General features: G+C 72.6%; 15 protein-coding genes. 2 read left to right on the top strand and 13 right to left on the bottom strand.

What is annotated here, in order from left to right; all coding sequences use genetic code 11:
* Window positions 1-87: 87 nt before the first annotated feature.
* Together M2283_RS13840 and M2283_RS13835 are read right to left on the bottom strand one after the other, a co-directional pair.
* Window positions 88-2,055 (bottom strand): trypsin-like peptidase domain-containing protein, encoded by a 1,968-nt coding sequence (locus M2283_RS13840; RefSeq protein WP_348538912.1) that lies wholly within the window; start codon window positions 2,053-2,055, stop codon window positions 88-90.
* Window positions 1,965-2,360, bottom strand: coding sequence for a CU044_2847 family protein (locus tag M2283_RS13835; RefSeq protein WP_280876478.1), 396 nt, complete (start codon window positions 2,358-2,360; stop codon window positions 1,965-1,967). Before M2283_RS13835 ends, M2283_RS13840 begins: the two co-directional genes overlap by 91 nt.
* A gap of 232 nt (window positions 2,361-2,592) precedes the next feature.
* Here M2283_RS13835 and M2283_RS13830 point away from each other — a divergent pair, with 232 nt between their 5' ends.
* Window positions 2,593-6,219, top strand: coding sequence for a S8 family serine peptidase (locus M2283_RS13830; protein ID WP_280876477.1), 3,627 nt, complete (start codon window positions 2,593-2,595; stop codon window positions 6,217-6,219).
* Window positions 6,220-6,596: 377 nt separating this feature from the next.
* On the opposite strand, the gene M2283_RS13825 is transcribed toward M2283_RS13830, so the two are convergent.
* From M2283_RS13825 to M2283_RS13815, 3 genes are all read right to left on the bottom strand, one after another.
* Complete coding sequence (locus tag M2283_RS13825) at window positions 6,597-7,955, bottom strand: carboxyl transferase domain-containing protein (RefSeq protein ID WP_280876476.1); 1,359 nt, start codon at window positions 7,953-7,955, stop codon at window positions 6,597-6,599.
* Window positions 7,948-9,417: an acyl-CoA synthetase gene (locus tag M2283_RS13820; protein ID WP_280876475.1), complete on the bottom strand. Its 1,470-nt coding sequence runs from the start codon at window positions 9,415-9,417 to the stop codon at window positions 7,948-7,950. Before M2283_RS13820 ends, M2283_RS13825 begins: the two co-directional genes overlap by 8 nt.
* Before the next feature lie 79 nt (window positions 9,418-9,496).
* Window positions 9,497-10,528 carry a MerR family transcriptional regulator gene (locus M2283_RS13815; RefSeq protein ID WP_432423085.1) on the bottom strand — a complete coding sequence of 344 codons (1,032 nt, stop codon included), beginning with the start codon at window positions 10,526-10,528 and terminating at the stop codon, window positions 9,497-9,499.
* A 176-nt stretch (window positions 10,529-10,704) separates the two neighbouring features.
* Between M2283_RS13815 and M2283_RS13810 the strand changes: the two genes are divergently transcribed.
* Window positions 10,705-11,577, top strand: coding sequence for an ATP-grasp domain-containing protein (locus M2283_RS13810; RefSeq protein WP_280876474.1), 873 nt, complete (start codon window positions 10,705-10,707; stop codon window positions 11,575-11,577).
* On the opposite strand, the gene M2283_RS13805 is transcribed toward M2283_RS13810, so the two are convergent.
* The 8 genes from M2283_RS13805 to M2283_RS13770 are packed head-to-tail and all read right to left on the bottom strand — an operon-like array spanning window position 11,543 to window position 21,780.
* Entirely contained in the window at window positions 11,543-12,175 is a 633-nt protein-coding gene (locus tag M2283_RS13805) for a hypothetical protein (protein ID WP_280876473.1), read from the bottom strand. The two genes, M2283_RS13810 and M2283_RS13805, sit on opposite strands and share 35 nt — an antisense overlap.
* Window positions 12,141-12,992 carry an FkbM family methyltransferase gene (locus tag M2283_RS13800; RefSeq protein ID WP_280876472.1) on the bottom strand — a complete coding sequence of 284 codons (852 nt, stop codon included), beginning with the start codon at window positions 12,990-12,992 and terminating at the stop codon, window positions 12,141-12,143. The genes M2283_RS13805 and M2283_RS13800 overlap by 35 nt, the downstream gene beginning before the upstream one ends.
* The gene (locus M2283_RS13795; protein WP_280876471.1) at window positions 12,989-13,258 is read right to left on the bottom strand and encodes a Trm112 family protein; all 270 of its coding nucleotides are present in this window, start codon (window positions 13,256-13,258) and stop codon (window positions 12,989-12,991) included. The genes M2283_RS13800 and M2283_RS13795 overlap by 4 nt, the downstream gene beginning before the upstream one ends.
* Window positions 13,255-14,169: a hypothetical protein gene (locus tag M2283_RS13790; protein WP_280876961.1), complete on the bottom strand. Its 915-nt coding sequence runs from the start codon at window positions 14,167-14,169 to the stop codon at window positions 13,255-13,257. Before M2283_RS13790 ends, M2283_RS13795 begins: the two co-directional genes overlap by 4 nt.
* A gap of 24 nt (window positions 14,170-14,193) precedes the next feature.
* Window positions 14,194-14,928, bottom strand: a complete 735-nt coding sequence (locus M2283_RS13785; protein ID WP_280876470.1) for a class I SAM-dependent methyltransferase — start codon at window positions 14,926-14,928, stop codon at window positions 14,194-14,196.
* Window positions 14,925-16,316 carry a condensation protein gene (locus tag M2283_RS13780; protein ID WP_280876469.1) on the bottom strand — a complete coding sequence of 464 codons (1,392 nt, stop codon included), beginning with the start codon at window positions 16,314-16,316 and terminating at the stop codon, window positions 14,925-14,927. The genes M2283_RS13785 and M2283_RS13780 overlap by 4 nt, the downstream gene beginning before the upstream one ends.
* The gene (locus tag M2283_RS13775; RefSeq protein ID WP_280876468.1) at window positions 16,313-21,031 is read right to left on the bottom strand and encodes a DUF3367 domain-containing protein; all 4,719 of its coding nucleotides are present in this window, start codon (window positions 21,029-21,031) and stop codon (window positions 16,313-16,315) included. Before M2283_RS13775 ends, M2283_RS13780 begins: the two co-directional genes overlap by 4 nt.
* Window positions 21,028-21,780 carry a class I SAM-dependent methyltransferase gene (locus M2283_RS13770; protein WP_280876467.1) on the bottom strand — a complete coding sequence of 251 codons (753 nt, stop codon included), beginning with the start codon at window positions 21,778-21,780 and terminating at the stop codon, window positions 21,028-21,030. Before M2283_RS13770 ends, M2283_RS13775 begins: the two co-directional genes overlap by 4 nt.
* Between the last annotated feature and the right edge of the window lie 13 nt (window positions 21,781-21,793).

The following is a 21,793-nucleotide window of genomic DNA, read 5'->3' as shown; positions in this document are numbered from 1 at the left end:
GATCTCCGGTCTGCGGGCGGGTGTTGGTGCGGGTGCGGGTTGGAGCAGTTGGGGTTGTCGTGGGCTTCAGGATGGTCGGTTCGGTGGTCAGGCCAGGGGAGACCGCGTGTGTACGGCTCCGGCATGCTCGTCGGTGAAGCAGTGCGGGTCGTCCCACAGGAGTTGGATGTCCCGCGCCCAGTGGTCGTCCTCGGTGTCGGCCTCCTCGCGCAACGCCAGGACCGTGCGCGGGAGTTCGGCAGGGGAGACGCGCGAGAGGTGGGCGTCGAGCCCGTCGAGGAACACCGCGCCCGGGCAGTCACCCGCGTCCCCGCAGCCCCCTTCCCCCGACCCGTCGCAGCCCCGGCGGGACCACACGATCATCGGGGCCGGTGCGGTGACCGACTCCTCAAAATGCTTTCGGGTACGTGCTGTTGGGGACGTGGCGGCGAAGCCGGCGAGACAGGCGTCGGGTTGGCGCATCCGCTGGCGGAGCTTCATGGGGTTGTCGGGGCATGCGCAGGCCACGCGCTGCACGGGTGCGTCCTCGCAGGTGCGCAGCCGGTCCCACACCCGGGTCAGGACGTGCCGTTTGCCGGCCGTGCGGCGTGCGTGGTCGGTCACGACGACGGGGTACGTGCGGCCGAGCGGGGTCGGGTCGTCCGGGGCGCTGCCCCAGCGGTCCACCGGCAGGTCGAGCCGGTCGCGGGGCAGCGCGAACGCGATCAACTCGTCGGCGCCGGGCCGCAGATACGGGAACGCCTCCTCCACGTGGTCCTGCACATAGGCGGGCAGCCGGTCCTCCGCGACCGTGCCCGAGGCGACGAGATGGCGACGCTGTCCGCTGTACGCCGACACCTCGACGCGGAACACGTCGTTGCCGGCGCCGCTGGGCCGCACCTCCACCAGGATCGGCGACCAGTCGGGCGCCTCGCCGCTCCGGACCGGCACGGTCAGCAGCGCGTCCAGCCGGTCGGCGAACCGCGCAGGCGTCCGCGGATCGTCCACCTCGCACAGTACGAACCAGGCCGCGGCCCACAACGACGCGAACCCCTCGTCCGGCGGCTCGGGATCGAACTCCCCGGCCGCGTCCCGGTAGAGCCGCACGGGATCACAGTCCAGTCCGGCCCGGGCGGCTTTCTCTACGAGGCCCCGGAGCCGTGCCCGGCCGGTGTGCGGGAGTGCGTGCGCTGCGATTTCGGCGGGGTCGGCTTGCCACGGCCCGGGGTTCGGGCTGAGCCGCGACCCGGCGGTGCGCCCGAGGGCTGAGGCTGAGTGGACGTCGTACCGCCGCGCCCGGTCGGTGTCGCCGCGGGCCGGGCCGGAGACGAGGTCGTTCGGCCAAGGCCCGCCCCTCTGTGCCTGCTCCGGCCGCACCTGTTCCGGCAGCCGCACCAGGTCACTCAGGTCGGGCCAGTAGCGGGCGATGACGTGGGTCGGCATCATGCGGCCGGTGCGTACGTCCCGGGCGCGGTCCGCGGCCGTGACCATGCCGACGACCTCGCCGGTCTCGACGAGGGCGACCGCCGCGCCGCTGAACCCGGCCACCAGCGGCTGGCCGTGTCCGCTCCACGCCACCAGCTGGATCCACTCGCCCATGAGCGGGAACGGCCCCGCCGTGCGGTACTCGGCGAGCGTGCCGTCGTCGTCGTACCCCTGCGGGAACCCGTACGCGACGAGCCTGCGGTCGCCGTGCGCCGCGTCGGCCGGCGCGAGGACCGCCGGGGCGATGGCGACCTCGCTCTCCAGTTGCAGGACGGCCAAGTCGCCCCGGTCGGCGCGGAGTCCGGGCCAGCCGCCCTGCGCGACGACCCGCGCGGGGACCGGTTCGGCGCCCGGGCGCTGCGGGAAGGACACGGTCACCGGCGCCCGGTCGCCGTCCTGGACGACGTGCGCGCAGGTCAGCACCTTGTCCGAGGTCACCAGGAAGCCCGCGCCGGCCAGTCGGCCGCCGCACTCGACGCGGGCCTGCCACTCTCCGGGGATCATGAGGAGCCACCGGCCTCCTGGTCCGGCGACGGTGACGGTGACGGTGATGCCGAAGGCGAGGGTGACGCCGACGGGGACGGGGACCACGTCAGCTTGACCACCAGATGCCCCTCGGCCGTTCCCTTGGCGATGAACGCGCCCGCTTCGGCGGACAGCTTCACGCCGAACTCGATCTCCACACCGTCGGGTTGGAGCGCGCCGTCCCGGAACACCCGCAGCGCCGACTCGGCCGCCGCGCGCACCCCCTCCAACGCGCCCTCGAAGGTGCGCGCCGCCTGGATCGTGCCGTCCTCGCGCCGGCGGCCGATCAGCCGGGACCCTCGCTCCTCCTCCATGGCCTCGACCGCGACCACGGAGCCGTCGTCCATCTTGAACTCGACCAAACCATCCACGACGCCCCCGTAGTCCGCGGCGAACCGATCAACCTCATTGTTCCGGACGGCGTTTGGAGTTGCCCCGGTTTCGACACCCCGTTCGTGCCACCGAACCCACTGGCGGAAACCCGCCACCGCACCAACCCGCCATCCCCACTCAACTCTCCCGCACCACAAGCCCCCCGACACTCTTCGCAGCACGCGACAGCGCTCGACGCAGAACCCCATGGTGAGACGAAGAGAGGCGTGGATGAGCAGAGGACCAGTCAGACGCGGGGTGACCCTTCTGTCGGCAGGGCTGGTGCTGGCGCTGATACCGACAGCACCGGCGACGGCACGGGACGGCACCTCGGGCGCCGGAGCTCCGGAGCACACCGCCCGCACCAGCACGGCAGGCACCGCCCACACGGTCACCCTCGTCACCGGCGACAAGGTCACCGTCACCGACCTCGGCGCCGGCAGGAAGACAGTCACCGTCGACCGACCCAGAGGCGCCGCCGGAGCCGTACGCACGCAGACCGCCGACGGCGAGATCACCGTCGTACCGGACGAGGCACTGCCGTATCTGCGGGCCGGGACCCTCGATCAACGGCTCTTCGACGTGAGCGAGTTGATCCGGCAGGGGCTCACCGACCAGAAGACGACCGAACTCCCGCTGATCGTGACCTACAAGAAGGGGACCCGCGCTGTCACCCCGCGGAGCGCCACACGGACGCGGGTGCTCGACAGTGTGCGTGGGGCCGCCGTCGAGGCCGACAAGGGACGGGGGTTCTGGCAGGAGTTCACCCGGCAGGACGGCGTGACGGGGCTCTGGCTCGACGGGCGGGTCAGGGCCGACATGGCCGAGAGCAACGCGCAGATCGGTACGCCGGAGGCGTGGGCGGCCGGGCTGACCGGCAAGGGCGTCACCGTCGCTGTGCTGGACACGGGGGTCGACGTCGGCCATCCCGACCTCGCCGGGCGTGTGTCCGTCACCAAGAGCTTCATCGAGGGCGAGGAGGTCGCCGACCGCAACGGCCATGGCACGCACGTCACTTCGACCGTCGGCGGGGACGGCGCCGCCTCCGACGGCAAGGAGAAGGGCGTCGCCCCGGACGCCACCCTCGCCGTCGGCAAGGTGCTCAGCGACCAGGGTTCGGGCAGCGAGTCCCAGATCATCGTCGGCATGGAGTGGGCCGCGCGGGACGTGCACGCCAGGATCGTCTCCATGAGTCTGGGGTCCACGGAGCCCAGCGACGGCACCGATCCCATGGCCCAGGCCGTCGATACGCTCACCAAGGAGACCGGGGCCCTCTTCGTCGTCGCGGCCGGCAACACCGGCGCCCCCTCCAGCATCGGCTCACCCGGTGCCGCCGACTCCGCGCTCACCGTGGGCGCCGTCGACTCGGCGGACGAGGCCGCCTACTTCACCAGTGCGGGACCGCGCTACGGCGACAACGCCCTCAAGCCCGACCTCTCCGCGCCGGGCGTCGACATCCTCGCCGCCCGCTCCCAACTCATCGACGGCAGCGGCTATTACACGTCCATGAGCGGTACGTCGATGGCGACGCCCCATGTCGCCGGCGTGGCCGCCCTGCTCGCTCAGGAACACCCCGACTGGACCGGCGCCCAGCTCAAGGACGCGCTGATGTCGACGTCCGAGCAACTCGACGCGTCCGCCTATCAGTTGGGTGCCGGTCGGGTGAGTGTCCCGGCGGCCGTCGAGGCGAGCGTCACCGCCACCGGGAGCGCCGATCTCGGCTTCTACGGCTGGCCGTACGAGGACGACAAGCCGGTGAGCAGGGTCGTCACCTACACCAACTCCACCGGTACGGACATCGACTTGAGCCTCGCCGTGCAGGGCGCCCCGGACGGCGTCGCCACTCTCGCCGACACCCGCCTCACCGTGCCCGCGCACGGCACCGCGTCGACCACCGTGACCGGCGACGGATCGAAGGCGCCGGTCGGGAACACCAGTGGGCGGATCGAGGCGTCCGTCGCCGGAACTCCCGTCGCGCACACGGCGTTCGGGCTGGTCAAGGAGGAGGAGCGGTACACGCTCACGGTCCACGTCAAGGACCGGGACGGGGCGGCCACCGCGGCCGACCTCGTGGTGCAGCGGCTCGCCCAGGACGCTGACCCGTCCTCGGTGCACGTCGACGACTCCGGCACCCTGAAGCTGCGGCTCCAGCCGGGGACGTACAGCCTTACCTCCTTCCTCGACGTGCACGGCAGCCACGGCGCGGACTCGCTCGGGCTCGGCTTCCTCGCGGCGCCCGAGATCACGCTGGACCAGGATCGTGAAGTCACCCTCGACGGAAGGGCGTTGCGGGAGATCAGGGCCAAGGTCGACCGGCGTACCGAGACCCGGCAACTGCTCATGGAGTACGACCGCAACGCCGGCGGAGCCGATCTCTTCGGGGCGGTCCAGGTGCCCGTGATGTACGACAGCGTCTTCGCGGCGCCCACGAAGAAGGTCACCCAGGGCGGCTTCGAGTACCGGACCGTGTGGCGGCTCGGGAAGCCGTTGCTGGAGGTCAAGGGCGTGCGCGAGGCCGTCGTGCAGCCGGGCGGCACGCTGGTCGAGGGGCGTACGCGGCTGCCGATCGTGGATGTCGGGGACGGGCCGATGGCGGGCGCGGTGCGGGGCAAGGCCGTGCTCGCGCATCTTGCCGACGGCGGCGATCCGGTCGCCCTCGCCCAGGCCGCTCAAGACGCGGGCGCCAAGGCGCTGTTCGTGACCGACGACGCGCCCGGGCGGCTCAACGCCTGGTGGGGCGACGACGACGGGGACCGGGTGCTGCAGATCGCCACGGTCAACGCGGCCGATGCCGCCCGGCTCCGCGCGGCGGGGCGGGTCGACATGACCGGGACGCCCAACACGCCCTACATGTACGACCTTTCGCAGGGGCACGCGGGGGCGATCCCGAACCGCGATCTGACGTATGCGCCGCGTGGGCGTGAACTCGCCGCCGTGGGAGTGAAGTTCCATGCGGCCGAGCCGGTGAGCGGGGGCGAGTTCCGGTACTCGATCACCGGGACCTTCCCCATCGGCCTCGGGTTCCAGGAGCGGATCGACTATCCGGCCGAGCGGACGGACTACGTGTCGACCGGGCCGGGGCAGCTGTGGCACGAGTCCGTCACGGCGGCCGACGGGGCGTTGGAGGAGCGGAGTGGGCTTGTCGCGTACCGGGGTGGCTCGCGTCCCGCGCTGGACTGGTTCAAGCCGGTCTGGCATCCGTGGCTCGGTACGGGTCTCGGCTGGGGGCAGCAACGCTCAGGGAACCAGCTGCAGTTCAACACGCCCGGGTGGGGTGACTCCGGGCCCGATCACACCGGATTCGGGGACGTGTGGAGCGCGGAGACCGGCATGTCCCAGTACACGGAGGTGTATCTGGACGGGGAGTTGGTCGACCGGCGGCAGAGCTCCGGGGCGTACGCCTGGGACGCGCCCGCCGACGAGCACACGTACAAGGTGGTCACCGACACCGCGCTCGACGCGGACCGTTGGCGGCTGTCCACGAAGGGCCACTCCGAGTGGACCTTCCGGTCGGCGGCCACGCCCGAGGACCGCTGGACCTTCCTGCCGCTGATCAACCTCGCCTTCGACGTCGACACCGACCTTGCGGGCGATGTGCGGGGCGGGGCGCGGCTGCCAGTCGGGATCCGGGCGGAGTACGTGCAGGGCGCGCCGGACACCGGGACCATCGGCGGCGAGAAGCTCGAAGTGTCGTACGACGACGGGAAGTCGTGGCGGACGGTACGGCTCACCGGCGGCGGCCACGGCACGCTGACCGTGCCCCGTGACGCCTCGTACATCTCCCTGCGGGCCGCGGCGAGCGACGACCGGGGTGGCTCGGTGACGCAGGAGGTGATCCGGGCGGTGGGCGTGAAGTAGGCACGGCACGGCACGGCACGTCTTAGGACGCGGACGGCGCCGCCTCCCTGGGACGGGGAGACGGCGCCGCCGTGTTCTGCCTGACGACTTCCTCGCGGAGGCCGGACGGGACGGTCAGACCAGCCAGCCGATGAAGTGGGCGAGGCCGGCGAGGATGTCGGTGAGAACGTTCATGGTGGTGCGTACTCCTTGATGTGGTGCATGTGTGGGACCTGCGCTTCACGACTACGGTCTGCAGCCAGTCGCTTGCGCACCGTAAGTATCGTCCGCCACATGGGCCCCAGCCGGTCTCAGGAGCGACGATCACCTGTTCCGGGGAGCAACTGTTCCCCTGTTCGGGTCGGGATCAGGCCTGTTCGGACGGGTGCCGTGCCCGTTCAGGTCGGGACCACACCCCGGATCACGCCCAGCTCCACCAAGTCCTGTGGGCGAATGCGGAGTTGATCGGCCGTGGCCTCCGCCTGGTCGGCCGGGCGCTTGAGGATCGCCGCCGCCATCTCCGGTGCGATGACGGAGAAGTAACTGTCCGGCGTGGCCCAGGTGCTGCCGGGCGCGGCCAGCGCCAGCGCCCCGCCTGAGCCGCCCTCGCCGATCACCAACGTGGTCACCGGCGTCCGCGCGGACGCCACCGCCCCGAACAACTCGGCGATCGCGGCCCCCGCCCCCTGCCGCTCCGCCTCCGCGTCGTTGGCGGCACCCGGGGTGTCCACCAGCGTCAGCACCGGAATGCCGAGCCGGCCCGCGAGACCGATCAGGCGGGTGGCGGTCCGGTAGCCCGCCGGGCGGGTCGCGGTACCGGTCTGAGCGGCGTACGCGACGGTACGGCCCTCCCGCTCCCCGAAGCCGCAGAGCATGCCGGGGTCGGTGCCGCCGCAACGGTCGCCGGAGAGGTCGGCCCGGTGGGTGAAGTAGGCGTCCAAGTAGGCGTGGGCGCGGGGGCGTTCGGGGGAACGGGCGGCTCGGACGGCGTCCCAGCCGGTGGTGGGGAGGTCGGGGGAGCCGAGGGCGGTGGGTGGCGGCGGCGCCTCCGAGGCCGCCTCTGATGCCCCCTCCGATGTCGCTGACGTCAGCAGCCGCAGCCACACCCCCAACCGCTCCCGCAGTTCCCCCGGCGGCACGACCGCGTCCACCGCCCCCGCCGCCATCTGGGCCTCCGCGGTGTACGCGGCCGGATCCGCGTCCGGTGGGCGGACCCGGGAGCCGGCGAAGCCGACCTGCGCGCCCGGCAGGGCGAGGATCACGTCGGCGCCCGCGCCCAGGGTGGCCCAGCCGCCGCCCGTGGTGGGGTCGCGCAGGACGGCGATCTGGGGGAGGCCCGCCTCCCGGGTGAGCGCCGACTGGTGGGCCACGCGCTGGAGTTGGGTGAGGGCGAGCATGCCCTCCTGCATGCGGCTGCCGCCCGTGGCGACCAGTGGGACGACCGGGAGGCGGTGGGTGCGGGCGTGGGCGTACGCCGACTCGATGCGGTCGCCGGTGCGTTCGCCGAGCGAGCCGCCGAGGAAGCCGAACTCGAACGCGACCAGCACGGCCGGCGTGCCCGCGACGCGCGCGGTGCCGCACACCACGGACTCCTGCTCGCCGGTGCGCTCGGCGGCGCGGGCGCGCGAGGCGTCGTAGCCCTGCCAGCCGAGGGGGCCGTCGGGCTTGGACTCCCTTACAGAGAAAGGGAGTTCAGAGAAGGTGGTGTCGTCGGTGACCAGGGTGAGGATCTGGCGGGCGGAGAGGCGTTCAGTCACGGGCCAGGGCCCGCTTCATGATCTTCCCCATGTCGTTGCGGGGGAGGGCGGCGAGGTGGTGCACGACCCGGGGGCGCTTGTGCGGGGCGAGACGGCGGGCGACGTGGTCAGCCAACTCGCCGTCGTTCGGCGGGGCGTCGGGATCCGTCGGCACGATCCACGCCACGATCCGCTCGCCCAGGTCCTCGTCCGGCTCCCCGGTCACCGCCGCCTCCCGCACCCCCGGATGCTCCAGCAGCGCGTTCTCGATCTCCCCGGCCCCGATCTTGTAACCCCCGCTCTTGATCAGGTCGGTGGCCTTGCGGCCGACGATCCGGACGTACCCGTCGGGCTCCCGCACCGCCATGTCCCCGGTGCGGAACCAGCCGTCGGCGGTGAAGGCGGCCTCCGTCGCGTCGGGGCGGTTGAGGTAGCCGGTGAAGAGATTGGGGCCGCGCACCTGGATCTCGCCGACGGTCTCCCCGTCGTACGCGGCGAGTTCGGTCCCGTCCTCCTCCACCAGCCGCAGCTCGACACCCGGCAGCGGCACGCCGACCGTCCCGGCCCGTGCCTCGCCGTCCGCCCGCACGCTGGTGTTCATCAGCGTCTCCGTCATCCCGTACCGCTCGACGACCCGGCGTCCGGTCGCCGCCGTGATGCGCTCGTGGTCGTGCACGGGCAGCGCGGCCGAACCGGAGACCAGCAGCCGCGCCCGCCCCAGCGCCTTCGCCAACTCCGGTTCCTCGGGCAGGGCCTGGGCGATGCGGTGGTACATCGTCGGCACACCGAACAGCATGGTCGCGCCGGAGTTCAGCGCCCGCGCCACGCCCTCCGTGTCGAACCTGCCCAGATGCCGGATGCTGCCGCCCCGTCGCAACGGCCCCAGGATGCCGAGCACCAGCCCGTGCACATGGAACAACGGCAGCCCGTGCACCAGGACATCGTCGCCGGTCCACTGCCAGGCGTCGGCGAGCGCGTCGAGGGTGGACGAGATCGCCCGGCGGGGGATGACCGCACCCTTGGGCGGGCCGGTGGTGCCGGACGTGTAGACGATCAGGGCGGGGTCCTCGTCGCCGGGTTCCTCACCGGCGCCTCGCATCTCCACGCCCGGCACCTCGACCTCGACCTCGATGCGCTGCAAGTCTCGTAGCGGAGAAGGAAGTTCATCCCCGGGAGCGGCCAGTACCACCGTCGGCGCACTGTCCGCCAGGATGTGCCCCAGCTCCTTCTCTCCCGACTTCGGGTTGAGCGGCACCGCGGCCACCCCGGCTCGCAGGGCGGCCACGACCGCGACGGCCGTCTCCAGCGTGGGGGTGGCCCAGACGGCGACCCGGCCGGCGGAGGCCCGGTCGCCGCCTGTGATCCGGGCCGCCAGCGTGTCGGCCGCCGCGCTCAGCCCGGCGTACGTCAGGGACCGGTCACCGAAGGTTAGAGCGACCTGCTCGCCCGGACTGCTCGCCAGGGCGGGAAAGAGGGAGGACACGCGGGGCACTCCTAAGCCGTCGGAGACAGAAGCCCCCAGCTGTCGGGGGCATCCCCAGCCGTCGGGGACACCCCCGTTCCTACACCACGTCCGCCACCACACAGCTGACGTTGTCCGGACCACCGGCCTCGTTCGCCGCGTCCACCAGGGCCTGTACCGCCTCCTCCGGGGACGGGTGCGCGGTGAGGAGTTCGCGGATCCGGTGCTCGGAGACGACCGCGGTCAGGCCATCGGAGCACAGGAGGTAGCGGTCGCCGCGGTGGGCGTCGTGGAGTTTCAGGTCGGGGGCGCCGGTCGTCAACGCCTTGAGGAGCAAGGTGCGTTGAGGGTGGGCGCCGGCCTCCTCCGGCGTGAGCCGGCCCTCGTCGATCAGTGACTGGACGACCGAGTGGTCGTGCGTGATTTGGAAGAGCCCGCCCTCGCGCAGCAGATACGCGCGGGAGTCGCCGATGTGGACGAGGGCCAGTTGCGAGCCCGTCCACAGCAGCGCGGTGAGGGTCGTGCCGGTCTCGTCGGCGTCGGCCACGTCACGGACCGCCTCGGTCGCGCCCCGTACCGCCTCCTCCAGGAGGTTGAGCACATTGCCCGCCGGCACCTCCTCGGTGTCCAGGAAGCGCAGCGCCTCCACGGCCGCGCCGCTCGCGGGGGCGCCCGCCGGGCCGAACCCGTCGGCGACCGCCAGCAGCCGGGTGCCCGCGTACGCGGTGTCCTGGTTGGCGGGGCGGACCCGGCCGGGGTCCGAGTGGGCCGAGTAACGGAGTTCGAGCATGGTGGTGTCCTTCCTGGACGGTGACGACAGGTGGGCGACCAGGAACGCGGCGAGGTCCCGCCGTACCGCCGTCTGCGCCTCGACATCCGCCCAGTACGCGCGGATCTCTTCGGCGGCGGCCGTCGGCGGCATGGCGCACACCTCACGGATCCGCGCGAGCGGCATGCCGAGCCGCCGCAGCCACGCGACCAGCCGCGCCCGCTCCAGCTGCGCGACCGCGTAGTAGCGGTAGCCGGTGTCCGGGTCCACGCGCGCCGGTCGCAGCAGCTCCAGCTCGTCGTAGAGCCGCAGCGCCTTCGGCGACAGCCTGCACGCTCGCGCGAAGGCCCCGATCGTCAGCATGTCCGTGTCGTTCATGCGCACCTCGACCTCTTCCGGTTCCGCCACCGATGCTGGGGCCTCCCCGAAGGGGAAGGTCAAATGAGTTGCCGCGGTTGCGGGGAACGCGGTTAGCCTGCGCGGACGCGCCTCCGCACCGGACCGTGGACGCGCCCCAGCAACCGGAACGGAGTGCCACCGTGCCCCGCATCGCCCTCGTCACCTACGATCCCCGCCCCGAACCCAGCCGCGACAAGGACCTCCCGGGCCTGCTGGCGGCGCTGCGCGAGGCCGGGGCCGACGCGGAGGCGGTGTTCTGGGACGATCCCGACGCCGACTGGGCCGGCTACGACCTCGCCGTGATCCGGTCGACCTGGGACTACAGCTGGCGGGCCGCCGAGTTCCAGGCCTGGGCCGAGCGCTGCGGCAAGGCCACGCGCCTGGCGAACCCGGCCGCAGTGGTGCGGTGGAACACCGACAAGCGGTACGTCGGCGATCTCGCCGCGGCCGGCGTGCCCGTCGTCCCCACCCACTACCTCGCGCCGGGCGACACCCCCGACCTCCCGGGCGACCACGAGTACGTCGTCAAGCCGACCTCCGGCGCGGGCTCCCGCTACGCCGCGCGTTACGTCCCCGAGGACCGTGACCGGGCGCTACGGCACCTCGCGCGCATGCACGAGGAAGGGCTGACGGCGATGGTGCAGCCGTACATGCGGGGCATCGACAAGGCCGGTGAGCGTGCCCTGCTGTTCGTCGGCGGCCGGCTGCTGCACGCCAGCCGCAAGCGGGCCGTCCTGGCCCCCGGCACGGCCTACGACGACGAGCGGACCGCCCACCCGGGCCTGGAGCCGTGGACCGCGACCCCGGCCGAGCGCGCCGTCGCCGAGCGCGCCCTGGCCGCCGTACCGCAGTCGCCCGAGTTGCTGTACGCGCGCGTGGATCTCGTCGACGGGGACGACGGGGAGCCGGTGGTGATGGAGCTGGAGCTGGTCGAGCCGAACCTCTTCCTGTTCCTGCACCCGGACTCGGTGGCGGTGGTCAGGGACGCGATCCTGGCGGCGGCCCGTCGCTGACCGCGGTCCGCTGGAGCAGGCCCCAGGTGAATTCCGCTACGACGTTCCGCCGCACGCCCGCCCCGTCCGGCGCCGCGAACGCCAGGCCCCAGCGGGTCGGCGCGGTGCCCTCCAGGGGGCGGGCGGGGGCGAAGGCGCGGGCGGCCTCGTCGACCGTGCAGGACCAGGGGGTGAGGTCGTCGAGGGTGTCCAGGGGCGGGGCCTGGGCTCCGGGGGCGCGGACCAGCCACTCGTTCCAGACGGCGCCGTTCGGGGCGAGGAGCACCTCGAAGCGGAGGTCGGGCCAGAGGGGGACGGGCCAGAACAGGGCCTCGCAGTCCAGGTCGCCGATCTTGCGCTGCACGGCCGACTCCGGGGCGCCGAGGATCGAGCGGTAGCGGGAGGCGCCGCCACGCGCGCGTGGGGAGTGGAGCATCGCCTGCCACCGCTTGTTGGCCTCCCGCATGTCGGCGAGGGAGGCGCCCAGCTCGTGGCGGGCGTCGTCCACCAGGTCCGGGTTGTGGTCGGCCATGCGGCGCAGCAGGACCAGCTGGAAGTCGAGCGGGGTGAAGGGGCCGGCGGAGCTACCGGGGCGCTTGGCGGAGGGCATGCGCACCATCGTCGCCCATCGCCGATCCGCCCGGACGGCGGCCGTCGGGCAGGAACAGGACCGAGTTCACGTACCGCGGGTGGCGCCGGAAGGGCAGTACGCGGCCCAGCAGCCCCTGGGTGACGACGTGCGCGGCGCCCTTCTGGTGCTCCTCCAGCGGGAAGGACGACAGCGGGACCCAGGTGTCGCCGGGCAGCACCCAGCCGTCGTAGCGGAGCAGCGAGAGGTAGGTGACGACCGGCGCGATCGGCTGGATCCGGGACTCCAGCTCGACGAAGAGGGCCGGGCGGTCGCGGGAGAGGAGGCCGGTCGCGCCGCGCAGCACCGCCAGCTCGCTGCCGTCCACGTCGACCTTGATGAACCCGACGTCCCGTAGCCCGAGTTGGTCCAGCGTGACGCAGCTGACGTGCAGCGCGTGCGCGTGGATGTCGCGGCGGACCAGGGATGACACACCCCGGTCGCCCGAGTCGTCCGCCGGGAACCAGAGCCGGGCCGTGCCGGGCCGGTCCGCGGCGGCGGCCTGCACGATCCGTACGTTCGCGGGCGCCCCGGCGGCCAGCAGCCGGGCCAGGTGCGGGACCGGTTCCACGGCCACCACCTCGTTCGCCCGCCGCGACAGCCGCCGCGTCCACGGGCCGTACCAGCCGCCGACGTCGACCGCGGTCCCGCAGCCGGCCGGGCACAGGTCCGCGAGCCGGGCCAACTCGGGCTCGAAGCGCGGGTACACGGCCCGCGCGGTGGCCGCGACCAGACGGGTGGGCAGCAGCCGGGCGAGCCGGGCCGCGAGGGTGGGCGCGGGCACGGCACCGGCGGTGGGCGCGTTCACGGGATCATCCGTTTCACCAGGGCCTCGTGCTCGTCGTCCGAGACCTGCTGGCCGGAGGAGGGCAGCAACTGCGGGATGCCGTCGATGATCGGGTAACGGCGGTGCAGGCGCGGGTTGTAGAGGATCCCGCCGCCGCCCGTCGCCCCGCCCGATTCGGTTTCGCCTCCGGCATCGGCATCGGCTTCGGGTTCGGCTTCGACGAGATGCAGCGGGCCCTTGTCGAGCGGGCACGCCAGGATCCGCAGCAGTGGGTCGTCGGGTTTCATGGGGGCGTCAACTCCTTGGCACCGATGGGGGCTTGAGGTGCGGGATCGTGCTTGGGCATGGCCAGCAGCACGGACACGGCCAGGGCGGTGCCACCCAGCCGAAGGGTGAGCCGCACCGGGTCGTGCGGCAGCGCCTCGCCGAACGAGAGCGTGCCGAACACCGCCGTGTACAGACAGGTCACCGTCGTGCACACCGGCACGATCAGCGAGGCCCGGCAGCGCTGCAGCGCCGCCTGCGACATCACCAGGCCGAACACGCCGGTGCACAACAGGAGATACGGGTACGGAGAGCGCAGCAGCTCAACCACCGCATGCCCGAGCCCACTTGTCGTCAGATAGCTGGACACCCCCTTGATGGCCAGCGAGCTGACCCCGTACAGCAGGCCCACCGCCACGCCGTACTCCACGCCCGTGGTCGGCGCGCGGTGCCGGTGCCGCGCCCGGCGCTCGGCGGCCCCGTACAACCACACGCCACCGGCCAGGGACGGCACGCACACCAGCAGGATCAGTTGATACGGCGCACTGCGGCTGACGGTGTCCGCGCCGCCCCCGGACTCCTTCAGGGACAGCACGACCATGAGCAGCGCGGCCAGGATCGCGCCGAGCGCGTACCGCTCGCGACCGGTCGTCTCCTCGCCGAGCAGCCGGGCCGACAGCAGCACCAGCAGCACCAGGCCGGAGACGAAGATGCCCTGCGCGGCGGCGATCGGCAGTGTCCGGTAGACGACGAGCTGCGCGCCGAAGCCGGCGGCCAGCGTGAGCGAGCCGCCGATCCACAGGGGGCTGCCGATCACCAGCCGCAGCAGCCGCGCGGGTTGACGGATCGTCACCTCGGGCAGGCTGGACAACGCCCGCTTCTCCAGGACGAATCCGAGGCTGTAGAGAAGGTTCGCCAGCAGGGCCGCGGCCACTCCCACCCACATGGGCCGGCCCCCTTACGTCTTGCGTGCGTGCAGCAGGAGGATCGAGGCCAGCGACGGTCTGGCACAGGCGAGCCGGTCGAGCGGGCGCAGCGCACCCGGTACGCCGTGGAAGGGCGCGCCCTTCAACTCCACGACTGTGAAGCCGGACGCGGCGACGAACTCCCTGAGCGCGCGGGCGGTGTACAGCCGCAGATGCCCGACGACCTCCGACCCGGGCCGCCCGTGGATGGCCCGCAGACTGACCTCGGAGAACACCGGCTGCACCCCCGCCAGCAGCAGACCGCGGTTGTACCAGGCGGCCAGGTTCGGCGTGGACAGCATCAGATGACCGCCGGGGCGCAGTACGCGGCGGATCTCGTCGAGCGCCGCGTCCGGGTCGACGAGATGCTCGACGACCTCGCTGAACAGCACGGCGTCCGCGGACCCGGCACCGAACGGCAGCCCCCCACCCGTGAGTTCACCGCGCACGGTGTCCGGCAGCCGGGTGCGGGCCCGCCGCAGGGCGTCCTGCGACCAGTCGACGCCGATCAGCCGGTGCCCGGCGAGCAGCGGGGCGGCGGTGGCCGCGGCGGTGCCGTCACCGCAGCCGATGTCCAGGACGGTGCACGGGCGCCCGCTCACCGGGCCGAGCGCGGCGGCCAGCATGCGGGCCTGGCGCAGGCTGCGCGGGGCGCCGGAGGCGACGGGCACGGACGGGTCCTCGTAGAAGTCCCGGAGGTCGCGCGGGGGCGGTGCGGTGGTCGTCATGGGCCCGTCTCCGTCGTATGCAGATAGTGCTCGAACAGGTCCCTGACATGGGCGCCGTCCCCGTGGCCGAGCAGCGCCCGGGACCAGCGCAGCGCGAGATGCAGCCGGCCCGCCGTGGAGGCGGTCGTCACGGTGAGACCGCGCGGCATCCGGGCCGGGGCGGAGAACCACACCGCGTGCGCCCGGCCCGCCTCCTCGCCGAAGTCCAACGCGTACGGGATACGGCCGATGTTGCTGAGCAGCGTCGTCGAGGTCCAGCTCGCGGCGGCCCGCCGCAGCCCCCGGGTGGTTGCGGCACGCCAGGCCACGGGCGTGACCGGAGCGGTCAACAGAGCTGCGCCCCACCCGAGTTGGGGCCGGGGAAGTGCCTTCAGGGCACGGGTACGGGCCGCCGTCCGCCGCAGCAGGGCCGGCATGTCGGAGGGCTCGTTCGCGTCCAACTCCTCAACAGAGAAGGGGACTTCGACCAGCCGGGTGCCGTTGCCGATGGGCATGGTGGCGTCCCGGGGGCGGTCGTCCACCGGCATGGTGATGCGCAGTGGTCGCGGCCGGGCCCCATGTTCCCGGTTCCAGTGGGTGATCGTCAGGGCCGTGGTGACCATGAGCTGGTCGTTCACGGTGTAGGGCGAGCCCTTCGGGCGGTGCGGGAGCGGGAGTTCGGTGACGAGCAGGCCGTTGCCGGGGGAGGGCTCCGGGGTGCCGGGGGCGACCCGGGCGGGTGGGGACCAGTTGGAGGGGGTGTCGGCGGGCGGCTGCGGCGGTTCGGGCGGGCGGACGGGCGGTGCGGCGGGGGAGTTGTCCCGGCCGCCGTACAACTCGGCTGCCGTGGCCAGGACTCGGAGGCAGGCGGGGCCGTCGAGGGCGGTGTGGTTGATGGTGACGAAGAGAACGGTGCCCTTTGCTCCGCCGGTTCGCGGGGTCTGGGTCCGCCGGTGTGCCGCGACCCCGACCGCGTCCGTCGCCTCGCTCCCCTCGGCCCGCCCGGCGTCCGCCACCACCTCCAGCCGGATCGGCGGCGACAGGGACAGCGGCGGAGCCGACGTCAACGCCCGCGTCCTGGCGTCCCGCAACGCGTTCTGCCCCGCCGGCGGGAAACTCACCACCTCAACGTCAGGCTCCGCCGTCAACTCCCATTCGTAGCGCCGCCGATACCAAGGCCCGGGCGCCTCCCGCATCAGGATGCGGGGATGCCGACGCAACGCCGCCCCGAAGGCCGCCGTCAGCCGGTCCCGGTCGAGCGGCCCCGGCAGATGCACCTCGATGTGCACCGTCTCCGGCTCCTCCTCCTGCACACAGTGCCGGGAGACCTCGTCGACCAGCGGGAAGGGGATGCGGGCGGACGGCTGCGCAGGGCCGTCGGCGCGGGCGGGGTGTTCGAGTGCGGTCATGTGGCTTCGCCCCTTCCCCTACGGTCCTCCGGTGCGCGGTCGGCCGGTGCGGCGGGGGTGTCGTCGGTCTGCCGCGGGTCCGGGGTGTCGCGGGTACCCCGGGTACCCGAGGTGTCCTGGGTATCCCGGGCGTCTGGGGCGTCGTGGCCTTCGTCGGCTTCCCCGCCGCCCCCGCTGTCCCTGGTGTCTCCGGCCTCCCTGGTGTGTCCGGTCGCTTCGGGTTCTCCGGTCTCCTCGGGCGGCGTGGGCCGGAGCCTGGGCTTGCCGAACGGGATCCGTGCGGTCGGCGGGTCGGGGTCGGGCCCGCCGGGACCGCGCGCGGAGATGGGCGGTCCGGCGTCGGGGCGGGGGACGGGAGAGGGTGTCGTGGACCTGCCCTCGGTCGCCGGCTCGTCCCCGGTCGCCGGTTCCCCCTCGACCGCCGTCCCGCTCCTGGTCGGCGGCCCGCTCTCGCCCGGGTGCCGTTGCGGCAGCGGCTGTGCCTGGGGCGTCTCGAAGCCGGGCGGTGGCCCGCTCGCGGGAGTCGGCGGCAGCACCGCCGTAGAACCGGACCCGGACCTGAACCCGCCGGAACGGCCCCACGCAGGGTCACCCGCCCTACCGCCGTACGGCTCCCGAACACTCACGACTCCCGCGAACAGCCCGATCAACGCCAGCAGTTGAGCCGTACGCCCGAACGCCCCCTCGCCCGCACCCACCGGCTCTCCGGCCCCCGTGGCGGCAGCGATCCCCGCTCCAACCAGGGCCGCGAAGGCGATCGGCACGAGGAACTGGTGCCGTCGGTAGGCCAGGAGCGCCAGCGCCGGGACCAACAGGGCGAACCAGCCGGCGATCACGATGCCGACCACCGTGAGTGCCACCGTGCCCAGCCACAGCCCGGGCGCCGGCGGGACCGGCTGCGGCAGGTCGGGGTTCGGGACGCGGCGGCGCCAGACGACCAGGCCGATCAGGACCGCGAGTCCGACCGCGCCGCCGATCAGCCCGCCCTCGTACGTCGTCGCGGGCTCGTACGACAGCTTTACCGCGCCGCCCGCCCCGGCCGGGATCCGCCAGCCCTGCTGCCACCCGTCGAGGCGGACCGGGGTCAGCTCCTTGCCGCCGAGGGTGGCCTTCCAGCCGTCGTTGAAGTTCTCGTACGTCGTCAGGTAGGTGGCCGCGCCCGAGCCGACCATCACCTTGCGGCGGTCGCCCAGCCAGTCCCGGATCGTCAACTGGCGTGCGTCGGCGGTGGGTTCGGTCACCGTGCCACGGGTGAGGGTCACGTCCGTCAGGGCGAGGGGGCCACTGTCACCGGCCTCCACGCGGTGCGAGCCCGACGGCAGTTCCAACTCGCCGTCCTCACGCCCCTCCTGGCACAACGTCACCTCCACCTGCCGCCGCTCGGTCAGGTCCCGCACGGTTCCCTTCACACCCGTCTGGTACAGCTCGCCGTCGACCGACACCACCGGTCCCTGTCCGCACGGCAGCGAGAACTCCCGCGCGGGGCTGGGCTGTTTGGTGCGGTACTGGTCCAGGGCCGGGATGTACGCCTCGGTCAGGCCCACCGGAAGCTTCAAGTCCTCGTCGGCGACCGGGTTGTGCAGGGTGAGTGGGGCCGTCTGCGTGATCGTGATGTCGAGCCGGTCGGTGGTGATGGGGTCGAAGCGGGCCACGCCGTTCTCGTCGACGCCCGCGATCGTGGAGCCGTCCGGGGAGGTGATGTCCACCTGTGTGGCCCGGGTCGACAGCCCGCCCGCCGGAGCCAGGACAACCTCTCCCACCGCCTGCTTGCCGCTCCAACTCAGGTGGATCGTCGGCCGGTCGCCCGCGATCCACGCCGTCGTCAGGTCGCCGTCGGTGAGGTTGCGCGCCGACAGGCCCGCGCCGAGGTCCGCCGTGGAGTCGGCGGTGGCGACGATCCGGTTCTGCTGGTCGGGCGCGACCTGGTAGAGCAGCTTGTCGAGCGCCTCGCCGCTCACCGGTACCGCGCCCGCCTTCACCTCGTACGTTCCCGCCGAGTCGGTCGAGAAGGTGCGGTGCAGGCCGGCCTCCGTGCCGGTGGCGGAGAGGCCGGTGGGGTCGGGTGTGCGGTGCAGGGAGATCAGCGAGGCGGCGGCGTCGGAGGCGTCCGCGTCGGTCGGCAGTCGCAGCAGCCGGGTCACCTGGACGTGCGGCAGGGCGACCTCCGAGAACCCGGCGCCGGTCAGGCCGGTGTGCCGCGCCACCGAGTCGAGGATCGTCAGCTTCATCCAACGCGTCCCGCCCGCGGGCGCCTTGATGCTCTGCGTGGTGCCGTTCGGCTTGAGGAAGCTGGTCTTCGACCCCTTCTCCGTCTCCACCCGCACCTTCGTCGCCGCCGACCGCACGCTCTCCTGCGGCAACGGCGTGACCTTGAAGGAGGACGGCATGTCGTAGGAGCCGGTGAATCCGATCCGCAGCCACTGCCCGTCCGCCGAGCCGGGCGCTCCCTCGGCCCACGCGGTGTCCGGGTTGCCGTCGAAGGCGTTCACCGGGTCGTACTGCGGCAGCGAGAAGAGCCAGTTGCCGTAGGAGGACGCCGACACCGAGCGGGCGCCGCGCAGTTGGGCCACGGTCTGGTGGTCGAGGCCCTTGGTCGGCAGGATCTGGTGCGGTTTCTCGCCGGGGTCCTGCACGGCGTCCGGCGCGTTGCGCTCCGAACTCGTGTACGTGTACGAGGTGTTGCCGCTGACCAGGCCGAACCGGGTGTCCGCGCGGCGCAGTCCGTCGCCGGTCACCTGGAGCGACGGGGTGCCGAGACCGGGGTGGTTGTCGCCGGTCAGGACCGTGGCTCGGCCGCGTAGGTCGGAGGCCAGGGGGAGCAGTGACTCGGGGCCACCGGAGACGACGGCGGTGTCGGCGACCGGGAGGAGATGCGCCTGCCCGGGCCTGGTCACGTCCTGGTCGGCGGGCTCGTAGATCTCCACCGCGCGCTGGCGTGGGTACAGCCCCTCCACCTGGAGCGGGGAGTCGTGGGCGATGGTCCCGCCCGTCATGACCGGCCCGAACCCGGTCACCCGCTGGTACCCGGACTGTTCCAGGGTGCGTTTGACGGTGGTGGTCGGCACGGAGCCGACCTGGTTCTGGTCGAGGTCGTTGCGCAGGACGACGTAGAAGACACCGGCGCGGCTCAAGTAGTCGGCCAGGCCCGGGACTTCACTGCCGGAGGTCAGCGCGTTCTCGACGGCGTCCATCGCGCGCCGGTTGCCCGGGGTGCCGAAGGGGACGTAATCCCGTTGTGCCCAGCGGGACTTGGCGAGCACGTCGAGGGGCTGGTCGACGGGGGAGCCCCAGGTGTAGAGGCCGTGCGCGGTGGCGGGGACGACCAGGGCGCGGGAGTCGGGGGAGTACTTCTCCAGCCAGTCCGCCGTGGTCGACCAGTACTTGGGCAGCTCCTGGAAGGAACCCGGGTTGAGGATCGAGCCGTTGAGGTACGGCCACATCAGCCCCGGCAGGATCAGCACCGCCGCGACCAGCGGCGCGAACCGACGCCCGCGCACCGGCCGGGCCCCGTGCGGCTCGGCGGCCACGCCCACCAGATGGGCGAGCCCGAGCACCAGCGCCAGGGCGAGCCCCGTCTGGAACTTGTAGATGTTGCGGAACGGCACCAGCCAACCGTTCAGCCAGTCCTGCACCACCCCGTGGAAGGGGGCCCCGAACGCGCCTCCGTACCCGGCGAGCAGCACCAGCGAGACCGTGACCACGGTCAGCACCAGCCACCGCCGCTCGGGCATGTCGCGTCTGGCCAGTCCGGCGAGCCCGAGCCCGGCCGCGAGCGCCGAGCAGACGATCACGATCACCGAGGACGCCACGGCCCACCCGGCCGGCAGCCACGCCTCCCCGAAGTGCAGATACGCGACCCAGTCACCGGCCCCGCGCAGGGCCTCCGTGGCCGACATGGTGGCCGTCGTGGTCTGCGAAGTCTCCACGTAGGGAAGGAAGTTCTCGCCGTAGACGCCGAGCATGAGCAGCGGTATCCACCACCACGCGGTCGCCACGATCACCCCGGGCACCCACCACGCGATCAGCTTGCGCTGCCGTGGCCCGGGCGGCCGGGACAGCAGATACAGCCCGACGGGAAGCAGCGAGGCCAGCGTGGAAGCACCGTTGACCCCGCCCATGAACGGCACGATCAGCGCCGACCGCAGGGCCGCGATCCGGGCGGTGTACCGCTCGTCGGTCAACGGCAGCAGCACCCAGGGCAGGAAGGCGCCGGGCAGTACCGCCGCCGATGTCGAACCGACGACGATCGTGAACACCGGCCACAGCGCGTACGCCACTCCCGCGAGCAGCCGGGACCCACCGGTCCCGATCCGCAGCCGCTCGGCCAGCCGCAGCGCACCCCAGAAGGCGACGGACACGATCAACGACATCCACAGCCGCTCCGCGAGCCACACCGGCAGCTGCACGGCATGGGCCAGCCAGTAGAACGGCAGCATCGGCCACAGATAACCGGCGTACTGGTCCTGGATCCCGCCGAAGGACCCCTGGTCGTGCCACAACTGCCCGAGATCGGAGAAGAACGCGCCGGGATCGACCGTCACACCGAGCTTGGTGTCGAAGGTCTGCCGCCCCGGGTGCACCACCAGGAACAGCAGGAACGCCACGGCCCAGAACCCGACCAGCAAGCGCCGCGACCGCGGTCCCTCCGGCGGTCCCGAAGTGGCCCTCGCCGTAGGGACGGTTGCCGGAGGAGGGGCCTGGACCGTGGTCGTCATGGGGGACACCGCCGGAGTATGAGGAGGAGGTTCCAGGTGGCCAACTCTCTTATGCCGGGCGCCTTCACGACGGTCTCGGCGAGGAAGGGCCAGTAGCGGGAGCGCGCCGAGACGACCATGACGTCGTCGCGTGCGCGCACCTGCCGCAGGGTGGCGCCGATGTGCACGGCGAACAGGTTCTCGCCGAGGGTGTGCTTGGCCGGCTTCCCGGTACGCCGCCGGTAGCGCGCGCGGGCCCGCTCGGCACCGAAGTAGTGCCACGGCGCCCACTCGTGACCGCCCCACGGGGACAGCCAGTTGGTGAACGACACGTAGATCAGCCCACCGGGCCGCGTCACCCGGGCCAACTCGCTCAGAAACGTCTGCGGATCGGCCACGTGCTCCAACACGTTGGACGAGAAGGTCACGTCGGCGACCCCGTCGGACAACGGCAACAGATACCCGTCCGCGATCACAGTGGAGTCCGGCGGCTTCCCGCCCAACTCCGTTACGTCCGGCTCGAAGAGATACGCGTGCGCCCCGCGCCGCCTGAACTCCTCGGTGAAGTACCCGTTCCCGCCACCGACATCCAGGACAATCCGCCCGGCGACGCTCCCGTCATAGGCCTCGACCTGATCGACGGCATCACGAGCCAGAAGCGAGTAGCAGGCTTCGGGATCATCCTGCTCATGCAGAAAGGCCCGAAAGAGAGCGAGGGAGCGCCGAACTGAGGGGTCTTTGAAGCGCCGGCTGCTTGCATCGCCCCTCAAGGGGCGCGGGGAA

It is taken from the genome of Streptomyces pseudovenezuelae (genome assembly GCF_029892565.1).
GTDB lineage: Bacteria > Actinomycetota > Actinomycetes > Streptomycetales > Streptomycetaceae > Streptomyces > Streptomyces pseudovenezuelae_A.
Note: the sequence above shows the minus strand (reverse complement) of the source record. Positions and strands in the feature narration are given on the sequence as shown.